At 62.1% G+C, this 19613-nt stretch carries 12 protein-coding genes and 3 pseudogenes; 11 read left to right on the forward strand and 4 right to left on the reverse strand.

Features of this window, described 5'->3' with window-relative positions:
• Positions 1–54: 54 nt before the first annotated feature.
• Positions 55–760 (reverse strand): annotated as a pseudogene (gene ispD, locus IPI80_RS05770) (2-C-methyl-D-erythritol 4-phosphate cytidylyltransferase).
• Between the two features lie 145 nt (positions 761–905).
• Between ispD and mfd the strand changes: the two are divergent.
• The 8 genes and pseudogenes from mfd (at position 906) to IPI80_RS05810 (ending at position 12094) form a co-directional block, all read left to right on the forward strand.
• Positions 906–4424: a transcription-repair coupling factor gene (gene mfd, locus IPI80_RS05775; protein WP_413858065.1), complete on the forward strand. Its 3519-nt coding sequence runs from the start codon at positions 906–908 to the stop codon at positions 4422–4424.
• A 93-nt stretch (positions 4425–4517) separates the two neighbouring features.
• Positions 4518–4919: pseudogene (locus IPI80_RS05780) on the forward strand (GNAT family N-acetyltransferase); the annotation flags it as partial.
• A gap of 69 nt (positions 4920–4988) precedes the next feature.
• On the forward strand, positions 4989–5888 hold the full coding sequence (hpnC, locus tag IPI80_RS05785; RefSeq protein ID WP_413858703.1) for a squalene synthase HpnC: 900 nt from the start codon (positions 4989–4991) through the stop codon (positions 5886–5888).
• Between the two features lie 244 nt (positions 5889–6132).
• Positions 6133–6972, forward strand: a complete 840-nt coding sequence (gene hpnD / locus IPI80_RS05790) for a presqualene diphosphate synthase HpnD (protein WP_413858067.1) — start codon at positions 6133–6135, stop codon at positions 6970–6972.
• 14 nt (positions 6973–6986) lie between these two features.
• Complete coding sequence (hpnE, locus tag IPI80_RS05795; RefSeq protein ID WP_413858070.1) at positions 6987–8318, forward strand: hydroxysqualene dehydroxylase HpnE; 1332 nt, start codon at positions 6987–6989, stop codon at positions 8316–8318.
• Between the two features lie 84 nt (positions 8319–8402).
• Positions 8403–9485: a PilT/PilU family type 4a pilus ATPase gene (locus tag IPI80_RS05800; protein WP_413858072.1), complete on the forward strand. Its 1083-nt coding sequence runs from the start codon at positions 8403–8405 to the stop codon at positions 9483–9485.
• 25 nt (positions 9486–9510) lie between these two features.
• Positions 9511–11961 (forward strand): Lon protease family protein, encoded by a 2451-nt coding sequence (locus IPI80_RS05805; protein ID WP_413858074.1) that lies wholly within the window; start codon positions 9511–9513, stop codon positions 11959–11961.
• 13 nt (positions 11962–11974) lie between these two features.
• Positions 11975–12094 carry a penicillin acylase family protein gene (locus IPI80_RS05810; RefSeq protein WP_413858077.1) on the forward strand — a complete coding sequence of 40 codons (120 nt, stop codon included), beginning with the start codon at positions 11975–11977 and terminating at the stop codon, positions 12092–12094.
• Here the strand turns inward: IPI80_RS05810 and IPI80_RS05815 are convergent.
• On the reverse strand, positions 12091–12792 hold the full coding sequence (locus IPI80_RS05815) for an HAD family hydrolase (RefSeq protein ID WP_413858080.1): 702 nt from the start codon (positions 12790–12792) through the stop codon (positions 12091–12093). The genes IPI80_RS05810 and IPI80_RS05815 overlap by 4 nt on opposite strands.
• Before the next feature lie 19 nt (positions 12793–12811).
• Here IPI80_RS05815 and hemH point away from each other — a divergent pair.
• From hemH to chrA, 3 genes and pseudogenes are all read left to right on the forward strand, one after another.
• A pseudogene (gene hemH / locus IPI80_RS05820) lies at positions 12812–13902 on the forward strand (ferrochelatase).
• Between the two features lie 69 nt (positions 13903–13971).
• The gene (locus IPI80_RS05825; RefSeq protein WP_413858705.1) at positions 13972–15237 is read left to right on the forward strand and encodes a D-serine ammonia-lyase; all 1266 of its coding nucleotides are present in this window, start codon (positions 13972–13974) and stop codon (positions 15235–15237) included.
• Between the two features lie 25 nt (positions 15238–15262).
• The gene (gene chrA / locus IPI80_RS05830) at positions 15263–16477 is read left to right on the forward strand and encodes a chromate efflux transporter (protein ID WP_413858082.1); all 1215 of its coding nucleotides are present in this window, start codon (positions 15263–15265) and stop codon (positions 16475–16477) included.
• Here the strand turns inward: chrA and IPI80_RS05835 are convergent.
• Positions 16474–17346, reverse strand: a complete 873-nt coding sequence (locus tag IPI80_RS05835; RefSeq protein WP_413858084.1) for an alpha/beta fold hydrolase — start codon at positions 17344–17346, stop codon at positions 16474–16476. The genes chrA and IPI80_RS05835 overlap by 4 nt on opposite strands.
• 46 nt (positions 17347–17392) lie before the next feature.
• Positions 17393–19612, reverse strand: coding sequence for a 3-hydroxybutyrate oligomer hydrolase family protein (locus IPI80_RS05840; protein ID WP_413858086.1), 2220 nt, complete (start codon positions 19610–19612; stop codon positions 17393–17395).
• Position 19613: the final 1 nt, after the last annotated feature.

Below are 19613 nucleotides of genomic sequence, written 5' to 3' on the forward strand. Positions count from 1 at the left end.
CGACGCCCTTACAGATGGCTTGCGGGTGGCACGTCCCGTATTTGGGTTCCTGTGCTAAACGTTGCGCGCCAACAGCACGGCCTGCGCCAGCGCAAAGTCCTGTGGATACGTCACCTTGAAATTCTGGGCACTTCCCTCCACCAGCAGCGGTGCCTGCCCATGAACTCCATGGCGCTGGCCTCGTCGGTTACCGCATCCCCCGCAGCCTGCAGAGCCTGTTGCAGGTCGGCAATGCGAAACATTTGCGGCGTTTGGGCCAGCCACTTGTCACCACGCTCCACCGTTTGCGCCACGCGCCCGCCCACTTCGCGCTTGAGCGTGTCGGGCAACTCAGGGCCAACAAACCGCCCACCGGATCGTGCTGGCAAGCATCGATCAGGGCGTTGATCTGCTCAGGCATCACCAGGCAACGCGCCGCATCATGCACCAGCACCCAGTCGGTGGGCGCAGCGCCATGTTCCTGCAAGGCAATCAAACCATTAAAAACGCTTGCAGCCCTTGTAAGACCTCCACAGGAAGCTATTAAAATCGTAGCGTCTTCTTCATCAAAAAAAGTATCCCCCGGCGACACCACCACCAGCACACCCGCCAGACGAGCCACCCCCGCAAAGGCCGCCAGGGTGTGCAACACCATGGGCTGACCCGCCACACTCTGGTACTGCTTGGGGCCTTCAGCGCCGGCACGCGAGCCCGTGCCGGCACACGGAATCAGGGCCCACAGGCGCGGTGGTGATTGGGGTGTGACGAATGAAGGAGGCATGGCAACGTGGTCTAAAGGCACTGCGCGATCATAGGGCTTGGCGAGCGCGCCACACGCCGCCAATGCGGCCGGTAAAATCAGACCAATATCTTTCTTCACACCCCCCGCTCAGTGCGCGAGGGGTGTTTTGTATTTGTACCTCCCCATGGATTTACCCAAACTCACGGTTGGCAAGCGTTTCACCTTGCCCCGCCCCCCCGGTTCTGCCGATGCCCTGCTCCTGGCCCAGCTGGGTGCGCGCGAAAAAGCCGCTGGCCGGCCCACCACCATCGTCACCGCCGACGCCAACGACGCGCAACGCCTGCTGGACGAGATCGCCTTTTTTGCCCCCGGCTTGCGCTGCGCCCTCTTTCCTGACTGGGAAACCCTGCCGTATGACACTTTCTCGCCACACCAGGACCTGATTAGCGAGCGGCTGGCCACGCTGTGGCGCATCAGCCAGCGCGACAAGGAAACCGGTGCTGACGTCATTTTGGTGCCCGCCACAACGGCCCTGTACCGTTTGGCGCCGCCCAGTTTTCTGGCCGGCTATACCTTTGAGTTCAAGGTCAAGCAAAAGCTGGACGAAGCCAAACTCAAAGCCCAGCTCACCCTGGCCGGTTACAGCCATGTGACGCAGGTGGTAAGCCCCGGCGAATACGCGGTGCGCGGCGGCCTGATCGACCTGTTCCCCATGGGTAGCTCGGTTCCGTTTCGTGTGGACCTGTTCGATGACGAGATTGACAGCATCCGCACCTTCGACCCCGATAGCCAGCGCAGCCTGTACCCGGTGCCCGAGGTGCGGCTGTTGCCCGGGCGCGAGTTCCCGATGGACGACGACGCGCGCGCGCGCTTTCGCAGCCGCTGGCGCGAATTGTTAGAGGGCGACCCGACCAAAAGCCGCATCTACAAAGACATGGGCGCCGGTGTAGCCACCGCCGGCATTGAGTATTACCTGCCACTGTTCTTTGAGGAAACCGCCACGGTGTTCGACTACGTGGGGCTTGACGCCACGGTGGTGCTGCACGGTGACCTGGAAGGTTCTTTTCAGCGCTTCTGGCAAGACACCAAAGACCGCTACCGCTTGGTGCAAGGCGACCCCGAGCGCCCCGCGCTGCCACCCGAATCGCTGTTTTTAAGCACCGAGCAGTTTTATGCACGGGCCAATGGCTACGCCCAGCTTGCTATCAAACCAGTAGCTGCTCCCGAAGGTTCTACGGGGGCTACAGGCCAAATTAGCACTGAAGCGGCCGCTCCGCCCTACGCCGAGCTGGACACCCTGCCCCCCCTGTCGGCCGAGCGGGGCACCGAGGACCCGCTAGTCCGCCTGAAAACCCACGCACGCAACACGCAGCACCGCATGCTGGTGCTGGCCGAGAGCGATGGCCGGCGCGAGAGCCTGCTGGACTTTTTGCGCGCCAGCGGCGTCAACCCACCGGCGTTTGATTCGCTGCTGGATTTCCAGACCAGCGACGAGAAATTTGGCATTGCCACCGCCGCGCTGACCACCGGCTTTGCCTGGGTTGAGCACGGCATTGACCTGGTCACCGAGACCGAGCTGTTTTCCAGCGCCCCCACCGCACGCCGGCGCAAAAAACAAGAACAAGTCAGCGACGTTGAGGCGCTGATCAAAGACCTGTCCGAGCTCAACGTGGGCGACCCGGTGGTGCACTCGCAGCACGGCATTGGTCGCTACCGGGGCTTGATTAACCTGGATTTGGGCAACAAGCTGCCCAATGGCGAGCCCGAGTTGCAGGAATTTTTGCACCTGGAATATGCCGACAAGGCCACGCTGTATGTGCCGGTGAGCCAGTTGCAACTCATCAGCCGCTACACCGGCGTGAGTGCCGACGAAGCCCCACTGCACAAGCTGGGCAGCGGCCAGTGGGAAAAGGCCAAACGCCGCGCCGCCGAGCAGGTGCGCGACAGTGCCGCCGAGCTGCTCAACATCTACGCCCGCCGCGCCGCCCGCGAAGGCCACGCCTTCCGTTATTCAGCCAACGACTACGAAACCTTTGCCAACGATTTTGGCTTTGAAGAAACCGCTGACCAAAAGGCCGCTATCCACTGCGTGATCCAGGACATGGTCAGCCCCCGCCCCATGGACCGCCTGGTCTGCGGCGATGTAGGTTTTGGCAAAACCGAAGTCGCCCTGCGCGCGGCCTTTGTGGCGGTAACCGGCGGCAAGCAAGTGGCCATCCTTGCACCCACCACGCTCTTGGCCGAGCAACATTTCCAAACTATTTCCGACCGATTTGCCAAATGGCCGGTCAAGGTGGCTGAGATGAGCCGTTTTCGCTCGACCAAAGAAATCAATGCCGCACTCAAAGGCGTGGCCGATGGCACCGTGGACATTGTGGTTGGCACGCACAAGCTGCTGAGTCAGGGCACCCACTTCAAGGACTTGGGCCTTTTGATCATCGACGAAGAGCACCGCTTTGGCGTGCGCCACAAAGAGCAGATGAAAGCCCTGCGCGCCGAGGTGGATGTGCTGACTCTCACCGCCACGCCCATCCCCCGCACCATGGGCATGGCGCTGGAAGGCCTGCGCGATCTGAGCGTGATCGCCACCGCGCCACAGCGCCGCTTGGCCATCAAAACCTTTGTGCGTACCGAAGGCAACGGCGTGATCCGAGAGGCTGTGCTGCGCGAGTTGAAACGTGGCGGCCAGGTCTACTTTTTGCACAACGAGGTGGAGACCATTGAGAACCGCCGCGCCAAGCTGGAAGAGCTGCTGCCCGAGGCCCGCATTGCCGTGGCCCACGGCCAGATGCCCGAGCGCCAGTTGGAAAGCGTGATGCGCGACTTCATCGCCCAGCGCTACAACCTGCTGCTGTGCTCCACCATCATCGAGACCGGCATTGACGTGCCCACCGCCAACACCATTGTGATGAGCCGCGCCGACAAGTTCGGCCTGGCCCAGTTGCACCAGTTGCGTGGCCGCGTGGGCCGCAGCCACCACCAGGCCTACGCCTATTTGATGGTGCCCGACATGGAAGGCCTGACCAAACAGGCCACCCAGCGGCTGGACGCCATTCAGGCCATGGAAGAACTGGGCAGCGGCTTCTACCTGGCCATGCACGACCTGGAGATTCGCGGTGCCGGTGAGGTGCTGGGCGAAAGCCAGAGCGGCAACATGCTGGAGGTGGGCTTTCAGCTTTACAACGAGATGCTGAGCGAGGCCGTGCGCTGCCTCAAGGCCGGTATCGAGCCCGACCTGCTCAGCCCGCTCAACGTCTCCACCGAAATCAATCTGCACTCCCCCGCCCTGTTACCCGACGACTACTGCGGCGACGTGCACCTGCGCCTGAGCTTCTACAAAAAGCTGGCCACCGCCAAGACGGCCGACCAAGTGGACCGCCTGCTGGAAGAAATTGTGGACCGCTTCGGCAAGCTGCCCGCCCAGGCCCAAACCCTTATCGACGTGCACCGCCTGCGCGTGCTAAGCCAACCGTATGGTGTGGTCAAGGTGGATGCGGCGCCGGGCGTGATTAGCATCACCTTCCAGAAAAACCCGCCGATTGACCCGATGAAAATCATCCAGTTGATCCAGAAGAACAAACACATCAAACTGGCGGGCAATGAGAAGCTGCGCATTGAGCGCGAACTGCCCGAGGCAAAAGACCGGGCCCAGATGGTGCGGGATATTTTGAAGAACCTGGGCCAGCCCGTGGCCAGCGCCTGAGTGCCGTCAGACATGCCTACACCCTCCAACACGTTGACTGCGGCCCAGCCCCTGCGCCTGGTTGAAGCCACGCCGGACGACCTGGACCGCATCATGGCGCTGGAGCAGCAGGGCTTTGCCGCCGGCCACCGTGAACAACGCACGGCCTATGCCCAGCGCATTGCGACGTTCCCCCAGGGCTCACTCATGGCCTGGCGCGGGGAGGACTGTGTGGGCTGCGTGTTTTCTGAAATCTGGCAAGCGACACCTCAGCCCAATGCAACCCACTTTGCGCTGGGCCACGATATCCGCAGCCGCCACGACCCGTTGCAGGGAACCGAGCTGTACATCAGCTCCATGACTCTGGCACCAGTCGTGCGGGGGCAGGGTCTGGGTGTGGTGTTGTTGCAGGCATGTCTGGATCATGTAACAGCAGTGTTCCCCCAGCTGGAATCGGCCGTACTCTTGGTCAACGCCACGTGGACGCCAGCGCGCCGTATCTACACAGGCCTGGGTTTTATGGAAATTGGCTGCCTGGCCGGTTTTTTCGAGGCAGAAGACGGCGCCCGGCAGGACGGCATCGTGATGCGCCGACCCATTCGAATGCCCGCGCCGCAAAGTCCACAACCCATCACCCATTACGAGAACTTTCCGGTGGCATCCTGGCTGTGCCCGGCGCAACTGCGCGCACCCATTGCCGCCATCTACCACTTTGCCCGCACCGCAGACGACATTGCCGACGAAGGCGATGCCACGCCCGAGCAACGCCTCCACACCCTGCAAACTTATCGGCAAGATCTGGTGGCCACCAGCGCCGCCGCAAACAGCGGTGCGACCGCCCATGAAGCACCATCTGTCAGCACACAATGGCCGCAGGTCTTTGGCCCCTTGGGAGTGGCGCTACGTACCCACCACCTACCGACCCAGCTGCTGCACGACCTGCTGGATGCTTTTGAACAAGACACCCGCAAATCTGCACAGGCGCAAGGCTACGCCACCCATGCCGAACTGTTGGATTACTGCCGCCGCTCCGCCAACCCCGTAGGGCGGCTACTGCTGCACCTGTATGGCGTAACCGACGATCTGGCCTTGCAGCGCAGCGACGCCATTTGCAGCGCCTTGCAGCTCATCAATTTTTGGCAAGACCTGAGTGTGGACATTCCACGTGGCCGCTACTACCTGCCGCAAGAAGATTGCACCCGGTTTGGCGTCAGCCAGGCCGACATCCTGGCCCAACGTCAAACCCAATCCGCTACAAACTTAATAGCTTCTTGTGTAGCAACGGCGAGGGCTAGCATGCAATTTGGCTCTGAACTGGTGCACCAGATACCAGGGCGCGCCGGCTGGGAGTTGCGCTTGGTGGTGCAAGGCGGGCTGCGCATTCTGGACCGCATTGAGGCCCTGCGCTACGCCACGCTCAACCAGCGCCCCACCCTGCGTTGGTGGGACTTCCCTGTGATGCTGTGGCGTGCGGTGTGGATGTAGTCAGTTTTCTCGCTTTGAACACGCAGACGGACTGGGGGTGGACACCCCCAGCCCGTCTGCTGCGTTGTGGTCCACCCGCTCTTTGGAGTGCAGACCGCCACCGCTGGCAAGCCAGTTGGGTTGGGCGTTTTGCGCAGGTAAAGGAGGAGCCCGCGCAGCGGGCGGGGGACACGGAGCAAAACGTCCAGCCCAACTGGCGCAACGTAGTGATTGAGACTCGCGCTCTGGGCGACAATATAAGGCTATGACCCCCGCGAAATACGTTCAGGACAAGGCCGCCGCATCTGGCAGCAGTTTTTACTACGCCTTCTTGTTCCTGCCAGCCCCCAAGCGCGCCGCGATTACCGCCTTCTATGCCTTTTGCCGCGAGGTGGACGATGTGGTGGACGACATGGTGGACCCCACCGTGGCCCACACCAAGCTGGCCTGGTGGCGCACCGAAGTGGCCAAGGCCTACGCCGGGCAAGCCAGCCACCCGGTGATGCAGGCGCTGATGCCGCTGACGGCTGAATTTGGTATCGAACAGCGCCACCTGCAAGCCGTGATTGAAGGCTGCCAGATGGATCTGGAGCAAACCCGTTACCTGGACTACGCCGGCCTGCAACGCTATTGCCACCTTGTGGCTGGCGAGGTGGGCGAGGTGGCTGCGCGCATCTTCGGCCAGACGCAAGAGCAAACCACCCAATACGCGCACAAACTGGGCCAGGCCCTGCAGCTGACCAACATCATCCGCGACGTGGGCGAAGACGCCCTGCGCGGGCGCATCTACCTGCCGGTTAGCGAGTTACAGCAGTTTGATGTGAAAGCGCACGAGATTCTCAAGCGCACCTATTCGGAGCGCTTTACCGCCCTGATGCAGTTCCAGGCCCAGCGCGCGCACGGCTTGTACGACGAAGCCCTGGCGCTGCTGCCCGCGCAAGACCGGCGCGCACAAAAGCCGGGGCTGATGATGGCCAGCATTTACCGTGCCCTGCTGCGCGAGATTGAGCGCGACAACTTCCAGGTGCTGCACCAGCGCATCAGCCTGACACCGCTGCGCAAGCTGTGGCAGGCTTGGAAGGTGCAAGCTTTAGGGCGGATGTGACCGCCCAAACAAAAATGAAAGTCGCCATCGTCGGTGGCGGCTGGGCCGGCATGGCGGCTGCCGTGGCGGCAAGCGACGCGGGACACAGCGTCAGCGTATTTGAAGCCTCCCGCACCCTGGGTGGGCGGGCGCGGGCACTGCAAGGCACCCTGCCCAACGGCGAGCCAGTCACGCTGGACAACGGTCAGCACATCCTGATTGGGGCCTACACCGAGACCCTGCGCCTGATGCGCCAGGTGGGTGTGGACCCCGAAGCCAACTTGCTGCGCCTGCCGCTGGCCCTGCCCTTTGTCGATGGCAACGGGCTGCAGACACCCGCCTACGCCTCGCATTGGCCGGCACCGCTGGATGGCATTGCTGCCATTGCTACCGCGCGCGGCTGGAGCTGGGGCGAGCGCTTCTCGCTCATCCGCGCTTCGCTGGGCTGGCAGTGGAATGGCTTTCGTTGTGAGGCCAGTTTGTCGGTGGCACAGTTGTGCCACGCGCTGGCACCCAAGGTTTTCCACGAACTGATCGAACCGCTGTGCGTGTCCGCACTCAACACCCCCGCAACCCACGCCAGTGCCACGGTGTTTTTGCGGATGTTGAAGGATGCCCTGTTTGGCATCCGCGGCGGCTCGCACCTGTTGCTCCCGACCAGCGACCTCACCGCCATTTTTCCGCAAGCAGCCGCACAGCGGGTCACACAAATGGGTGGCGCCTTGCACCTGGGCCAGCGGATCAGCCAGTTGCGCTACGAAGCGCCGCATTGGTTGCTGGATGGTCACGCCTATGACCGGATTATCTGGGCAACTTCATCATCCAATTCCGCTCTAGCCCTCGTGGAATGTGCGCAATCAGCTCCTGAACCCATAGCAACTTCACTGCGGAGCTGGTCCGCCACAGCCGCAGCCCTGCGCTTTGAAGCCATCGCCACGGTCTACGCCTGGTCCCCCACCGCCCGCCTGCCCCACCCCATGTTGGCGCTGCGCCCCAACGCAGTGGAGCCGGCCCAGTTTGTGTTTGACCGCGGCCAGCTGGACGGAACCAGCGGCCTGCTGGCCTTTGTGGTGAGCGCCAGCGACGGCACCGCCGATGCACTGGAAGCTGCCGTGCTGGCGCAGGCGCGCAGCCAGCTGTCGGCGCTCAATTTGGGTGCACTACAGGTGGTGCAAACCGTGGTGGAAAAGCGCGCCACCTTTGCCTGCACACCGGCCCTGCAACGCCCACCCCAGCAAATTGCCCCTGGACTACTGGCCGCTGGCGACTATGTGGATGGACCCTACCCGGCCACGCTGGAAGGCGCTGTGCGCAGTGGCTGGGCCGCTGGCATTGATTTGGGTCAAGCAATGGACATGCCCAGGTAGTCAATAGGTTGGCGCAGGCCTACCATGTTCATAGGAATGTGGCGGCTCTGTCGCCACAGCGTAAAGGCCAAACGGAGACATCAAATGGACAACTACGATTTGCTCGACCTGCTGCGCAGGATGGTGGAATGCAATGCCTCGGACCTGTACTTGACCACCGGCGCGCCGCCCCAGGTCAAGGTCGACGGGGTCGTTCAGGCCCTGCCCTTTGCCACTCTGGTGCCAGGCCAGGTCCACAAGCTGGCGTACTCGGCCATGGGGCCGGCAGCCATTGACGAATACGAGCGCACGATGGAATGCAACATGTCGTATTCGCCGCAAGGTATTGGTCGTTTTCGGGTCAACATTTACCAACAGCGGCGCGAGACCGGCATGGTAATTCGCCTGGTGCGCAGCGACATTCCCGAATTTGAATCCCTGGGCTTGCCCAGCGGCATGCGTGAACTGGCGATGCGCCAACGCGGTCTTATTTTAATCATTGGCAGTGCTGGTTCGGGCAAGACCACAACGCTGGCATCCATGGTGGACTACCGCGCGCAACACCAAAGCGGCCACATCCTCACGGTGGAAGACCCCATTGAATACCTGTTCCGCCACGGACTTTCCACCGTGGACCAACGCGAAGTAGGTATCGACACGCTCAGTTTCTCCAACGCCCTGCGCAATGCGATGCGCCAGGCCCCGGACATGATTGTGATCGGCGAAATCCGCGACCGCGAGACCATGGAACACGCCCTCGCCTATGCCGAAACCGGCCACCTCTGCGTATCCACCCTGCACGCCAGCAATGCAAGCCAGGCGGTCAAACGCATTCTGAATTTCTTCCCCGATTCGGCCCACGCGCAGTTGCGCATGGATCTCTCGCTCAACCTGCAAGCCATCGTCGCGCAACGCCTGCTGCCCGGGGTCGACGGCAGGCGCGTGCTGGCCACCGAGATGCTCTTGCAATCCGCCCATGTGTCCGACCTGATCCTGCGCGGTGCGGTGGATGAGTTGCGCCAGTCCCTGGAGAAAACCAGCGTCATTGGCACACACAGTTTTGATCAGTCGCTGCTCGACCTGTACCAGCGTGGTTTGATCGAGCAGGAAGTGGCCCTGTCCAACGCCGATTCCCGCACCGATCTGGGCCTGCGCATGCGCCTGCGCTCCAGCCACGACCCCCATTAAGAAAAGGCCAACTGGCAAACACCCCATGACCGTAACCATCCTCTCCCGCGAACAACTGCACCTGCACATCACCACCGACTCCCTCGGTTTTGCCGATACCTCCGAGCTGTTGCACAAGACGCTGCCCTGGGTAGGGCAAGAGCGCGCCGAACAGGCGGCGCACTTTGGCTTGGGCATGGAGCAGCCCGACTACAACCTGTTCGTGCTGGGTGAGGTAGGCAGTGGGCGTTCTTCCCTGCTGCTGCAAAGCATGCAGGCGGTAGCTGCCACCCGGCCCGTGCCGCCGGACCTGTGCTACCTGCACAACTTTGACGCCCCCGAACACCCCCGCGCCCTGCGCATGCCGCCCGGCCAAGGGCGCCAGTTGCGCCAGCTGATGGCTGCGCTGACCCGCACAGTGCAGACCGAAATTCCGCTGCGCCTGTCCAGCGCCGACTTCAAGGCCGAAAGCGCGCGCATTCAGAACGCCTACAAGGTGGAAGAAGCCAAGTCCTATGCCGATCTGGACGCCTATGCCGAGGCACGCCACTTCACCCTGTTTCGCGAATCCGGCCACTTGGTCTTCACCCTGATCGGCGACAAGGGCCGCGCCCTGACCGAGTCCGAAGCCCGTTCCCTACCCAAAGACAAGCGCACCGAAATAGACCAGGCAGAACAGGAACTGCGTGCCGAAATCGCCCGTTTTCTGGAAAAAACGCGCCCGCTGGAGCGGGTGATGAACGAGGCCCTGGCTGCCCTGCGCCGCCAGAGCGTCAAACCGGTGCTGGACCGTGAGCTACAGGACATCCGGGTCAGCCTCAAGAAGCAGATCAAGGACTCGGTCAAGCTTGGTACCTACCTGGACCAGGTGTCGCACGACATTTTGGAGCACTTGGAACTGTTCACCCCCATCGATGAGGAAGAAGCCGAACTGGAGCGCCGCGAGGCTCTGCTCCAGCTATTGGCCCGCTATGCGGTTAATGTGTTAGTGGACAACGCCGCGCTCACTGGCGCGCCAGTCATCGTGGAGCAAAACCCGGTGTTTAGGGCCATGTTTGGCAGCATCGAATACCAGGCCGAAGAAGACGTGCTGATGACCGACTTCTCGCGCATCCGCGCCGGCAGCCTGCTGCGCGCCCACGGCGGCTTTCTCATGTTGCACTTGCGCGATCTGTTGGCGGATGAACTGGTGTGGGAAAAGCTGCGCCGCTACTTGCGCAGCGGACGGGTGCAGATCGAAGAACCCGGCACCGCCATGGCACCCATGGCCGCCATGTCGCTGGAGCCCGAGGCGGTGGACGCCGAGGTCAAAATCGTACTGATTGGCTCGGTAGAGCAGTACTACGCGCTGCAAGAAGGCGATCCCGAATTTGCCCGGCGCTTTCGCACCAAGGTGGACTTTGCCGAGAGCTTTTTCGCCAGCGACGACACCCGTACCGGAACCGCCATCTTTGTGGCCCACACTTGCCGCAAACTGGGCCTGCCCCATTTCTCCAGCGCAGCGGTTGTGCGCCTGCTGCAAGACGCGCACCGCCAGGCGGACGACCAGACCCGCCAGAGCGCCAACTTTGCCCGCATCGAAACCCTGGTGGCCGAAGCCGCTGCCGTTCGCCGCGCCCGCGCTGGCGCCACGCTCGGTGCCAGTCTGATCGTGCAAGCCAGCGATGTGGAAGACGCGCTGACCGCACGGCGCTTGCGCCACGATTACCCCGAGCAGCGCCTGCAGGAGTCCATTGCCGAGGGCGACCACCTGATTTCTACCCAGGGCACACGCGTGGGCCAAATCAACGGCCTCACACAAATTGATTTGGGCGACTGGCGCTTTGGCCTGCCGGTGCGCATCTCGGCCCACACCCATGCCGGCCTGGGCGGGCTGCTCAACATTGAGCGTGAAGTGGACATGTCTGGCCCCATCCACGACAAGGGCGTGCTCATTCTGCACAGCCACCTCACCAAGCTGTTCGCCCACATTGCGCCACTGGCTTTGAGTGCCTCCATCGTGTTTGAGCAGGAATACCATGGCGTAGAAGGCGACTCTGCCTCCTGCGCCGAGCTGTTTTCTGTGCTGTCGGCGCTCTCTGGCCTGCCCTTGCGGCAAGGCATTGCCGTAACGGGGGCGCTCAACCAGCATGGCGACGTGCTGCCCGTAGGCGGCATCAACGAAAAGATCGAAGGCTGGTTTCGCGTCTGCGAGTCCACTGGCCTGGACGGCCAGCAAGGCGTGCTCATCCCCGAGCGCAATCGCCGCCATCTGATGTTGGACGCCATTGTTCTGGACGCCGTGGACCAGGGCTTGTTCCACATCCATACTGCTACCGATATCCGTGACGGGCTGGAACTGCTTACCGGCAAGGCCAGCGGCCTGCCCTGCGACCTACTGCAAGGCGGCTACGCGCAAGATTGCGTGCTGGGCCTGGCCGAGCAAGCGCTGCTGGCCTACCGGCGTGCCTGCCGCCAGGTCAACCTGGCCCGCCCACCACGGCGCACCCGAAACTAGCCATTGCTTTGCAATGGTGCGTCGTCTGGCCAAAGGTGAGCTGGCCGAGGTTCTTGGCCCCAAGCTATTGGAGACCGACAAGCTGTTTCGTACCTTGGGCATCCCCAAGCGTCCGTTCACCCTGCGTCCCTAGCCGCGGCGACCCAGCAAGTCGCACAACTCCAGCATATCGGCCACGCTGGCATGCGGGTGTTGCTCCTGGGTCCACAGGTGCTCCGCACGGTTGACCCAAACCGTCTGCATGCCCACTGCCAGGGCACCCACCACATCCAGCGCGGCATCGTCTCCGACGTGCAGAACCGCCTGCGGCGCCACGCTCGCAGCTTTTGCTGCTGCCTGAAAGATGCGCGCATGGGGCTTGCCTACACCCACGTCGCGGGCAGTCACTGTGGCGGCAAAAAAGTGCCCGATGCCAATTTGGTGCACGTCGGCGTTGCCATTGGAGACCGACACAATGGGCATACGGGCCGACAACCATTCCAGCGCCGGCAACACGTCCTCAAACAGGGTGACGTTCATGCGTTCAGCGATGAAAACGTCGTAGGCCGGTTCGGCCAGGTTGGTGTCATCACCGGCACGCGCCAGCTGCAGGCGAATGGCCTCGCGCCGCAGCGAGCCCAGGTCGTGGGCGAGTTCTGGGTAACGGGCCTCCACTTCGGCACGCAAGACAACACGGGAATGCGGGTCTGCCGCCAAGGTGGCGGTCGCCGGTGCATGCACTTGCAACCACGCCAGCAACTGCTTTTCAGCCCTGGCAATGGTGGGCCAAATCGGCCACAGTGTGTCGTCCAGATCGAGGGTAATTGCCTGTACGGTTGAAATATCGAGCATAGGTGCACGAGAATACCCCATGCCCTTCGAAAACGAACCAGCCTACACCCACGGCCAAGCGCCCAAGACTGCCATCTTGCTGTGCAACCTGGGCACACCCGATGCACCACCCCCGCCGCAGTGCGGCGCTATTTGGCCGAATTTTTAAGCGACCACCGCGTGGTGGAAATCCCCAGGCTGGTCTGGTGGTTCATCCTGCACGGCATCATCCTGCGCTTTCGCCCTGCCAAATCGGCAGCCAAATATGCCAGTGTCTGGACGCCCGAGGGCTCACCCCTGAAGGTCTGGACCGAAAAGCAGGCCAAGCTGCTGCAGGGCTGGCTGGGACAGCGCAACCACCCAGTCAAGGTGCGCTGGGCCATGCGCTACGGCAGCACGTCCATCACCTCCCAGCTCGACGCCATGAAGGCCGATGGCGTAACCCGCGTGCTGGTGGTACCAGCCTACCCGCAATACAGCGCCACCACGACGGCCAGCGTGTTCGATGCGGTCTACGCCTGGGCTCAACGCACCCGCGCCGTGCCCGAGCTGCGCTTCATCAACCACTACCACGACGATACCGACTACATTGCGGCCTTGGCGTCCAGCGTCCAGCGCCACTGGAAAGCACACGGCTGCCCGGATCAGTTGGTGATGAGCTTTCACGGTGTGCCCGCACGCACGCTGGAGCTGGGCGACCCCTACCACTGCGAGTGCATGAAGACCGCTCGCCTGCTGGCCGAGCGCCTGGGTTTGAACAAGACGGACTACAAGGTCACGTTTCAGTCCCGCCTGGGCCGTGCCAAATGGCTGGAGCCCTACACCGAACCCAGCCTGATTGCCATGGGCCAGGCCGGCGTCAAGCGGGTGGACGTGGTCTGCCCGGGCTTTAGCAGCGACTGCCTGGAAACGCTGGAAGAAATCAACATGGAGGCGCGCCACGCCTTTCTGGCGGCCGGCGGCAAGGAGTTCCACTACATCCCCTGCCTGAACGACGACCCCGAGTGGATCACCGCCCTGTGCAATATCAGCGAACGCCATCTGGCGGGTTGGCAAACCCAGACGGCTATTGACCCGGCCACGCTCACCGCATCCCGTACTGCCGCATTGGCACTGGGTGCACGGCAATAGCCATGCAACCTTTCCACCAATTACTTCTATTTTGATAGCGCATTACGTATATTTGACGAGGGCTAGAGCCTGATTTCACTCCACATCAATCGGCTACGTACAGCAACACCGCAGCTCTGGCTCAACCCCGAGCGGGGGGTGGCCGCGCAATCCGGCGATGCCGCGCTGGTGGATGCAGCGGGCATGCTGGCGGCCCAAAGCCGCGTTGCACGCTTTGCACCGCTGCTGGCGCAGCTGTTTCCTGAACTGGCAGCCAGCCAAGGGCACATTGAGTCCGACCTGTTGGTCATGCCGCAATTGCAGCAGGCACTGGGCTTGCCACGCGAGCACGGCCGCCTGTGGGTCAAGGCCGACCACAGCTTGCCGGTGGCCGGCTCCATAAAAGCCCGGGGTGGTTTTCACGAAGTGTTGGAGCAGGCCGAAAACCTGGCCCTGCAAAACGGCCTGATCACGCTGGATGGGGACTACCGCACCTTGGCCCAGCCAACCGCGCGGGCACTGTTTGGCCAGCACCAGATTGCCGTGGGCTCTACGGGTAATCTGGGCATGGCCATTGGCGTGATGGCCGCAGCGCTGGGATTTCGCGCGGTGGTGCACATGTCCGCCGACGCCAAGGACTGGAAGAAGCAACGCCTGCGCCAGCATGGAGTGGAAGTGGTAGAGCACAGCGGCGACTATGAGCGTGCAGTAGAAAGCGGACGCCAGCAAGCGAAGGCCGATGACCGATGCCACTTTGTTGATGATGAACGCTCGCTGTCCTTGTTTTTAGGCTACAGCGCTGCCGCACTGCACCTGCGTGACCAACTGAAAACCCAGGGTGTGCTGGTGGATGCTGAACACCCCTTGGTGGTGTACCTGCCCTGTGGCGTGGGTGGTGCCCCGTCGGGCATTGCGTGGGGCCTGCACCAGCTATTTGGGGCGCATGTGCACTGCTTCTTTGCCGAACCGGTGCAGTCACCCTGCTTTTTGGCGCACCTGCTGTCGCCACCCGGCAGCCACTACAGCGTGTACGACTATGGCCTGACCAACCAGACCGAGGCCGATGGCCTGGCCGTGCCACGTGCTTCACTGCTGGCAGCGCAAATCATGCGGCCACTGCTGGCAGGGATATTCACAGTGGCCGATGACACGCTGTTTACCCATCTGGCCCTCGCGCACGACACGGCGTGCCTGCGTATTGAGCCGTCGGCAGCGATCGGGTTCAGTGGCCCCGGACTCCTGCGCTCCAGTGCGCTGGCCTGCCCTGGCGCCAACCATATCGTGTGGACCACGGGTGGCCTGCTGATACCCGAAGTGCAATATCAGGGATTTTTGCAGCAAGCCCGCCACGGATAGTTGCCGAGCCTTACGTCCATTTGCAATGCTGCCAACACACCAGCGATTCAACGTGGGGACGATCTTTCTTGTATTCCTTCGCCTGGGACTGACCTCGTTCGGCGGGCCCATTGCACACCTTGGCTATTTCCGTGATGAATTCGTCGTTCGACGGCGCTGGATCAGCGAGCGCAGTTATGCCGATCTTGTAGCGCTGTGCCAGTTCTTGCCCGGACCCGCCAGTAGTCAGGTCGGTATGGCGCTGGGTATGGTGCGGGGTGGATTTGCAGGCGCCTTGGCCGCATGGGCTGGATTCACACTGCCCTCTGCCATCATGTTGTACGGGTTTGCCGTTGGCCTATCCACGTGGGGGAGCACCTTTCCGGCGGGCGCGCTGCATGGTTTAAAAATCGTCGCCGTCGCGGTGGTTGCCCAAGCGGTCTATGGCATGGCACGAAAACTCTGTACCGATACGGCACGGTTTGCTATCGCTGTTGTCACTGCGTGCGTTGTTCTGTTTTGGCCGACTGCTTGGGGGCAAGTTGGCGTGATTGCCGCCGCTGCAGTCATCGGTGTTGCGCTGATTCAGCCCTCCCAAGACCTGAACCATGAGCCATTCCCAATCACCATCGGTCGCAGAACCGGGATTATCCTGCTCGGATTGTTCTTCGGATTGCTGATGGGTTTGCCTGCGTTGCTGGCGCTCTGGCCCAATCACTGGCTGGCACTTGTCAACGCTTTCTATCGGGCAGGATCACTGGTTTTTGGTGGTGGCCATATTGTGCTGCCCCTCCTGCAAGCAGCCGTTGTTCCCAACCATTGGGTGACAAACGAGACCTTCCTGACAGGCTATGGGCTGGCGCAGGCGGTTCCAGGCCCGCTCTTCACTTTTTCGGCCTTTCTGGGCGCGTCCATGGATGGCTCACCCAGTGGCTGGGTTGGCGCATTGATCTGCCTGATTTCCATTTTCGTGCCGTCATTTCTATTGGTCTTTTGCGCGTTGCCGTTTTGGGAACAACTGCGTCGCAGCCGGCACGCCCAGGCAGCGCTGGCAGGTGTGAACGCCGCCGTGGTTGGCTTGCTTTTGGCTGCGCTCTATCACCCGGTCTGGACAGGCGCCGTGTTTAAGTTGGAAGACTTTGGATTGGCGCTGCTGGCACTTGTCGCCTTGATGTTTTGGAAGCTGCCGCCGTGGCTGGTCGTCTTGGGCTGCAGTGTCGGTGGATGGGCACTAAGTGCCATTTCATTAAATGCACGTTAAGCCCCAGCAACCCGGTCAATGAAGGCAGTAACGCAATCCAGTTGCGCGGGCACATTCAGGGCCGGGGCGTGACCACAGCCAGCAACCTCCATCACCTGCAGACGGCCAGCAGCACCGGGACCGCGGTGGCGCATGGCCTCGATGGTCTCGTCCAGTACCAGGTCGGATTCCATGCCGTGCATCGCCAGAACCGGAATCTGCAGCGCATCGTAATGCTCCCATATCAGGTAATCGTCCGGATGGTAGGCGAACTGCTGCACCATGGCCGGGTCGTAATGGGGCGTCACCCGCCCATCAGGCAGGCGGCGGGTGGAGGTTTCGGTCAGGCGGCGCCACTGGGCGTCGCTCAACCAGCCGTAGGGCTTGTAGACCTGACGGAAGAAGGCTTCCAACTCACCCACCGTGGCAAAGGACGGTGGGCTGCCGGCGTATTCACGGATGCGGGCGATGGCTGACGCCGCCAGAGCCGGCGCGTTGTCGTTCAGGGTCAGGCTCTGGATGCGCGCCGCCATGGATGGTTCCAATAAACCCGACGCGCACACCGTACCAATGGCGCCCCCCATCGAGGTTCCCACCCAATGGGCGCGCTGAATGCCCAACTGGTCAAACAGATTGGTTGCAATGCGCGCGTAGAAAGCCAGACAGTACTCCTGGGCCGGACGGCTGCTCCACTGGCTTAAACCCCGGCCGATGGTGTCGGGGCAAATCACGCGATAGCGGCTGCTCAGGTGCTGTGCCAGCTCATCCATGTCACGCCCGGTGCGCGCCAGGCCATGCCAGGCGATCACGACGGGCGCGCTGGGTGCCCCCCATTCGGTGTAATGAATTTCATGCCCGGCACAGCGCAAGTAGTGGGAGGCATACGTCATGGCAGGGTCACTTTCTACACGTCACAGTTGCAATGGCGATACCTGCCTAATTGGGCACGCTCAGCGCAGTTCCGGCAAATCCGATTTGGTCAGCTGCCACCGGGCTGGCACTGATGGCCGGCACATTCGCCGCTGTGATGGCTGGCGCTGCACCCGCCGCACCGCCACGTGCCGTGGTGCGCACCACCTGGCTGGGTGGCAACGCAGTGCCACTCTTGAGGTTGGCGTACATGGCATTCATGGCTTGCACAAAATAGCTATGCAGGGGTACAAAGCGTGTATCAAAGCCCGAAAACGCATTGAAGGTATCAAAGTGCTGTGCGTTGGTGACCTCGATGTAGCGCAGCTTGCTGCCCGACCCTTCCACTGAACGGTTGTAGGCCGCATAAGCACGCTCCGAGTTGTTGATCGGAAGCAGCGCGTCACTTCGGCCAGCCAGCATCAACGTGGGCTTACCGCGCAGGTTGCCATTGAGCAGCACCTCGTTCACACCGGCGCGCACCGCATCACTTTGCGCCTTGGTTGGTGTGGAGTTGGCAGCAAGGGCTGCGCCACTGACGCTATCCACACCGGTGTACAACGCACGTTGGCACAGGGCTGCATCAAGCGAGAAGTCGGCCACGCCGGTGCTGGGCGAGACACCCAGGTTCCAGCCCTTGGCACCGCCCACCGAGTCGTTGTAAATCACAGTGGCAGGCGTGCCGTTGACCGTACCGTTACCGGTGGCATAGCTGGCGGCCTTCACCGTGGCGGCGATTGCTGCAGGTGCACCGGCTGCCACTGCTGCGGCACTCATGCCACACACGTTGTCCGTCACCGAGAAGCGGCCATAGGCATTGGTGTACATCATGGAAATGATCACGGCATTACCCAGCGCATAGTGCGCGTTGTGCATGGTGTCGTTGTCGGCGGTCCAGCCGGCCGCATGCAGCTTGGACAGCGCATCTGCAGCCTGTGCGGCCGTAGTAGCACCCGTCACCAATCCTTTGGCAGCTAATTGCGTGCAGCGGTTGGTGGCAGTGGTGGTCTGAGCAGTCAGACCAATGTAGTTGTAGATGGACACCTCGGTCAGCGCGGCCGGGGCGGCCAGTGCCGCGCAAGGTTGATACAGGTTGGCAATGGTGAAGTAGTCCATCAGCGGCTTGCCAAAGCCCCCAACATCAACCCCGCCAAATTGCACACCGTAGCCACTGGTGGATGATGGCTGGGCGCTGGGCTCACCAGCCACCACACCATCAATCAGACCGGCGGTGTCTTGCTCTGCCGCACGCAGCACTGCAGCGCCGCCGTTGGATACCGAAGCCGCAATCACCATGGTGTTCGCGGCAGTAAAGCGCACGCCCTTGGATGGGGTGTTATTGACTGTCGGCGCATACTGCTGGTTGAGCACATACAACGCGTAGGCTGCTGCGCTCAGGGTGTCATTGCCCCAGTCCTTCTCGGGATTGAGCTGCGAGTGTGCGTGTTTGAGTGCCAGCCGGTTTGGGAAAGCAGTGTTGAATGCCGCGCGTGCCGCATCGGAAATATTGGCTGCAAAGTTGGACAGCGTGCCGGCCACGGTACGGGTGGCGCGCGTGCCATCGACCTTGTGTACAGTGTCGTCGCTCAGGTCATACAGGCCCATGCCCTTGCCGGCATCCGTCAGGGCCACGGCACACCCACGCTTGAGTCCCCAGTCCGACGCCGTGGCAATGGCGCCGTAAACGCCGCGTGAACCGGAAGATGGGCCCACCACCACGCAAGGATTGTTGACATCAAAATTGTCGGGCACCTGCACAGCCATGGTTACGCGCTTGCGCCCTGCCGCGTCATCCAGCACGCCGGTGTATTCAATGCCGGGCACCAGACCTTCACCCAAGGTCGCCTTGCCAGACAGGTCAATATTGGGCCCGTACAGTACGCCAAAGCCGCCACCGGCGGTGTTGTCAACCAAGCCACGGTAATTGGACTGAACCGCATTGCGTCGCAATTCATCGACTGTTGGGTTGGCAGGGTCGGCAAAGCTGGTCAGCGTCGCAGCGGCGGTACTGGCAATACCGCTCTTTCCCAGACCAGCAGTCAACAAGTCCTGTCCGGCCGCTGTATTTGCGGCACCGGTGGTGGTGGCACGATACGTCTTCGCGCCCAGGTCGGTAATGCCGCTGGGCAGCGTATTGACTGGATCCAGGGCCGTGGCCCCGCCGCAGCCGGTCAGTGCCGAGGCACAAACCAGGGCCGCGGCGGCGGCCACTAATGTCAATGTCCGGGTGTCGAATTGGCTATGCATA

The organism is Candidatus Aalborgicola defluviihabitans (assembly GCF_016705985.1).
Lineage (GTDB): Bacteria > Pseudomonadota > Gammaproteobacteria > Burkholderiales > Burkholderiaceae_C > Allorhodoferax > Allorhodoferax defluviihabitans.

Coding starts and splice junctions, on each gene's coding strand:
- mfd (WP_413858065.1), top strand. CDS start 906: ATGGATTTACCCAAACTCACGGTTGGCAAGCGTTTCACCTTGCCCCGC.
- hpnC (WP_413858703.1), top strand. CDS start 4,989: ATGCGCCGACCCATTCGAATGCCCGCGCCGCAAAGTCCACAACCCATC.
- hpnD (WP_413858067.1), top strand. CDS start 6,133: ATGACCCCCGCGAAATACGTTCAGGACAAGGCCGCCGCATCTGGCAGC.
- hpnE (WP_413858070.1), top strand. CDS start 6,987: ATGAAAGTCGCCATCGTCGGTGGCGGCTGGGCCGGCATGGCGGCTGCC.
- IPI80_RS05800 (WP_413858072.1), top strand. CDS start 8,403: ATGGACAACTACGATTTGCTCGACCTGCTGCGCAGGATGGTGGAATGC.
- IPI80_RS05805 (WP_413858074.1), top strand. CDS start 9,511: ATGACCGTAACCATCCTCTCCCGCGAACAACTGCACCTGCACATCACC.
- IPI80_RS05810 (WP_413858077.1), top strand. CDS start 11,975: ATGGTGCGTCGTCTGGCCAAAGGTGAGCTGGCCGAGGTTCTTGGCCCC.
- IPI80_RS05815 (WP_413858080.1), bottom strand. CDS start 12,792: ATGCTCGATATTTCAACCGTACAGGCAATTACCCTCGATCTGGACGAC.
- chrA (WP_413858082.1), top strand. CDS start 15,263: ATGCTGCCAACACACCAGCGATTCAACGTGGGGACGATCTTTCTTGTA.
- IPI80_RS05835 (WP_413858084.1), bottom strand. CDS start 17,346: ATGACGTATGCCTCCCACTACTTGCGCTGTGCCGGGCATGAAATTCAT.
- IPI80_RS05840 (WP_413858086.1), bottom strand. CDS start 19,612: ATGCATAGCCAATTCGACACCCGGACATTGACATTAGTGGCCGCCGCC.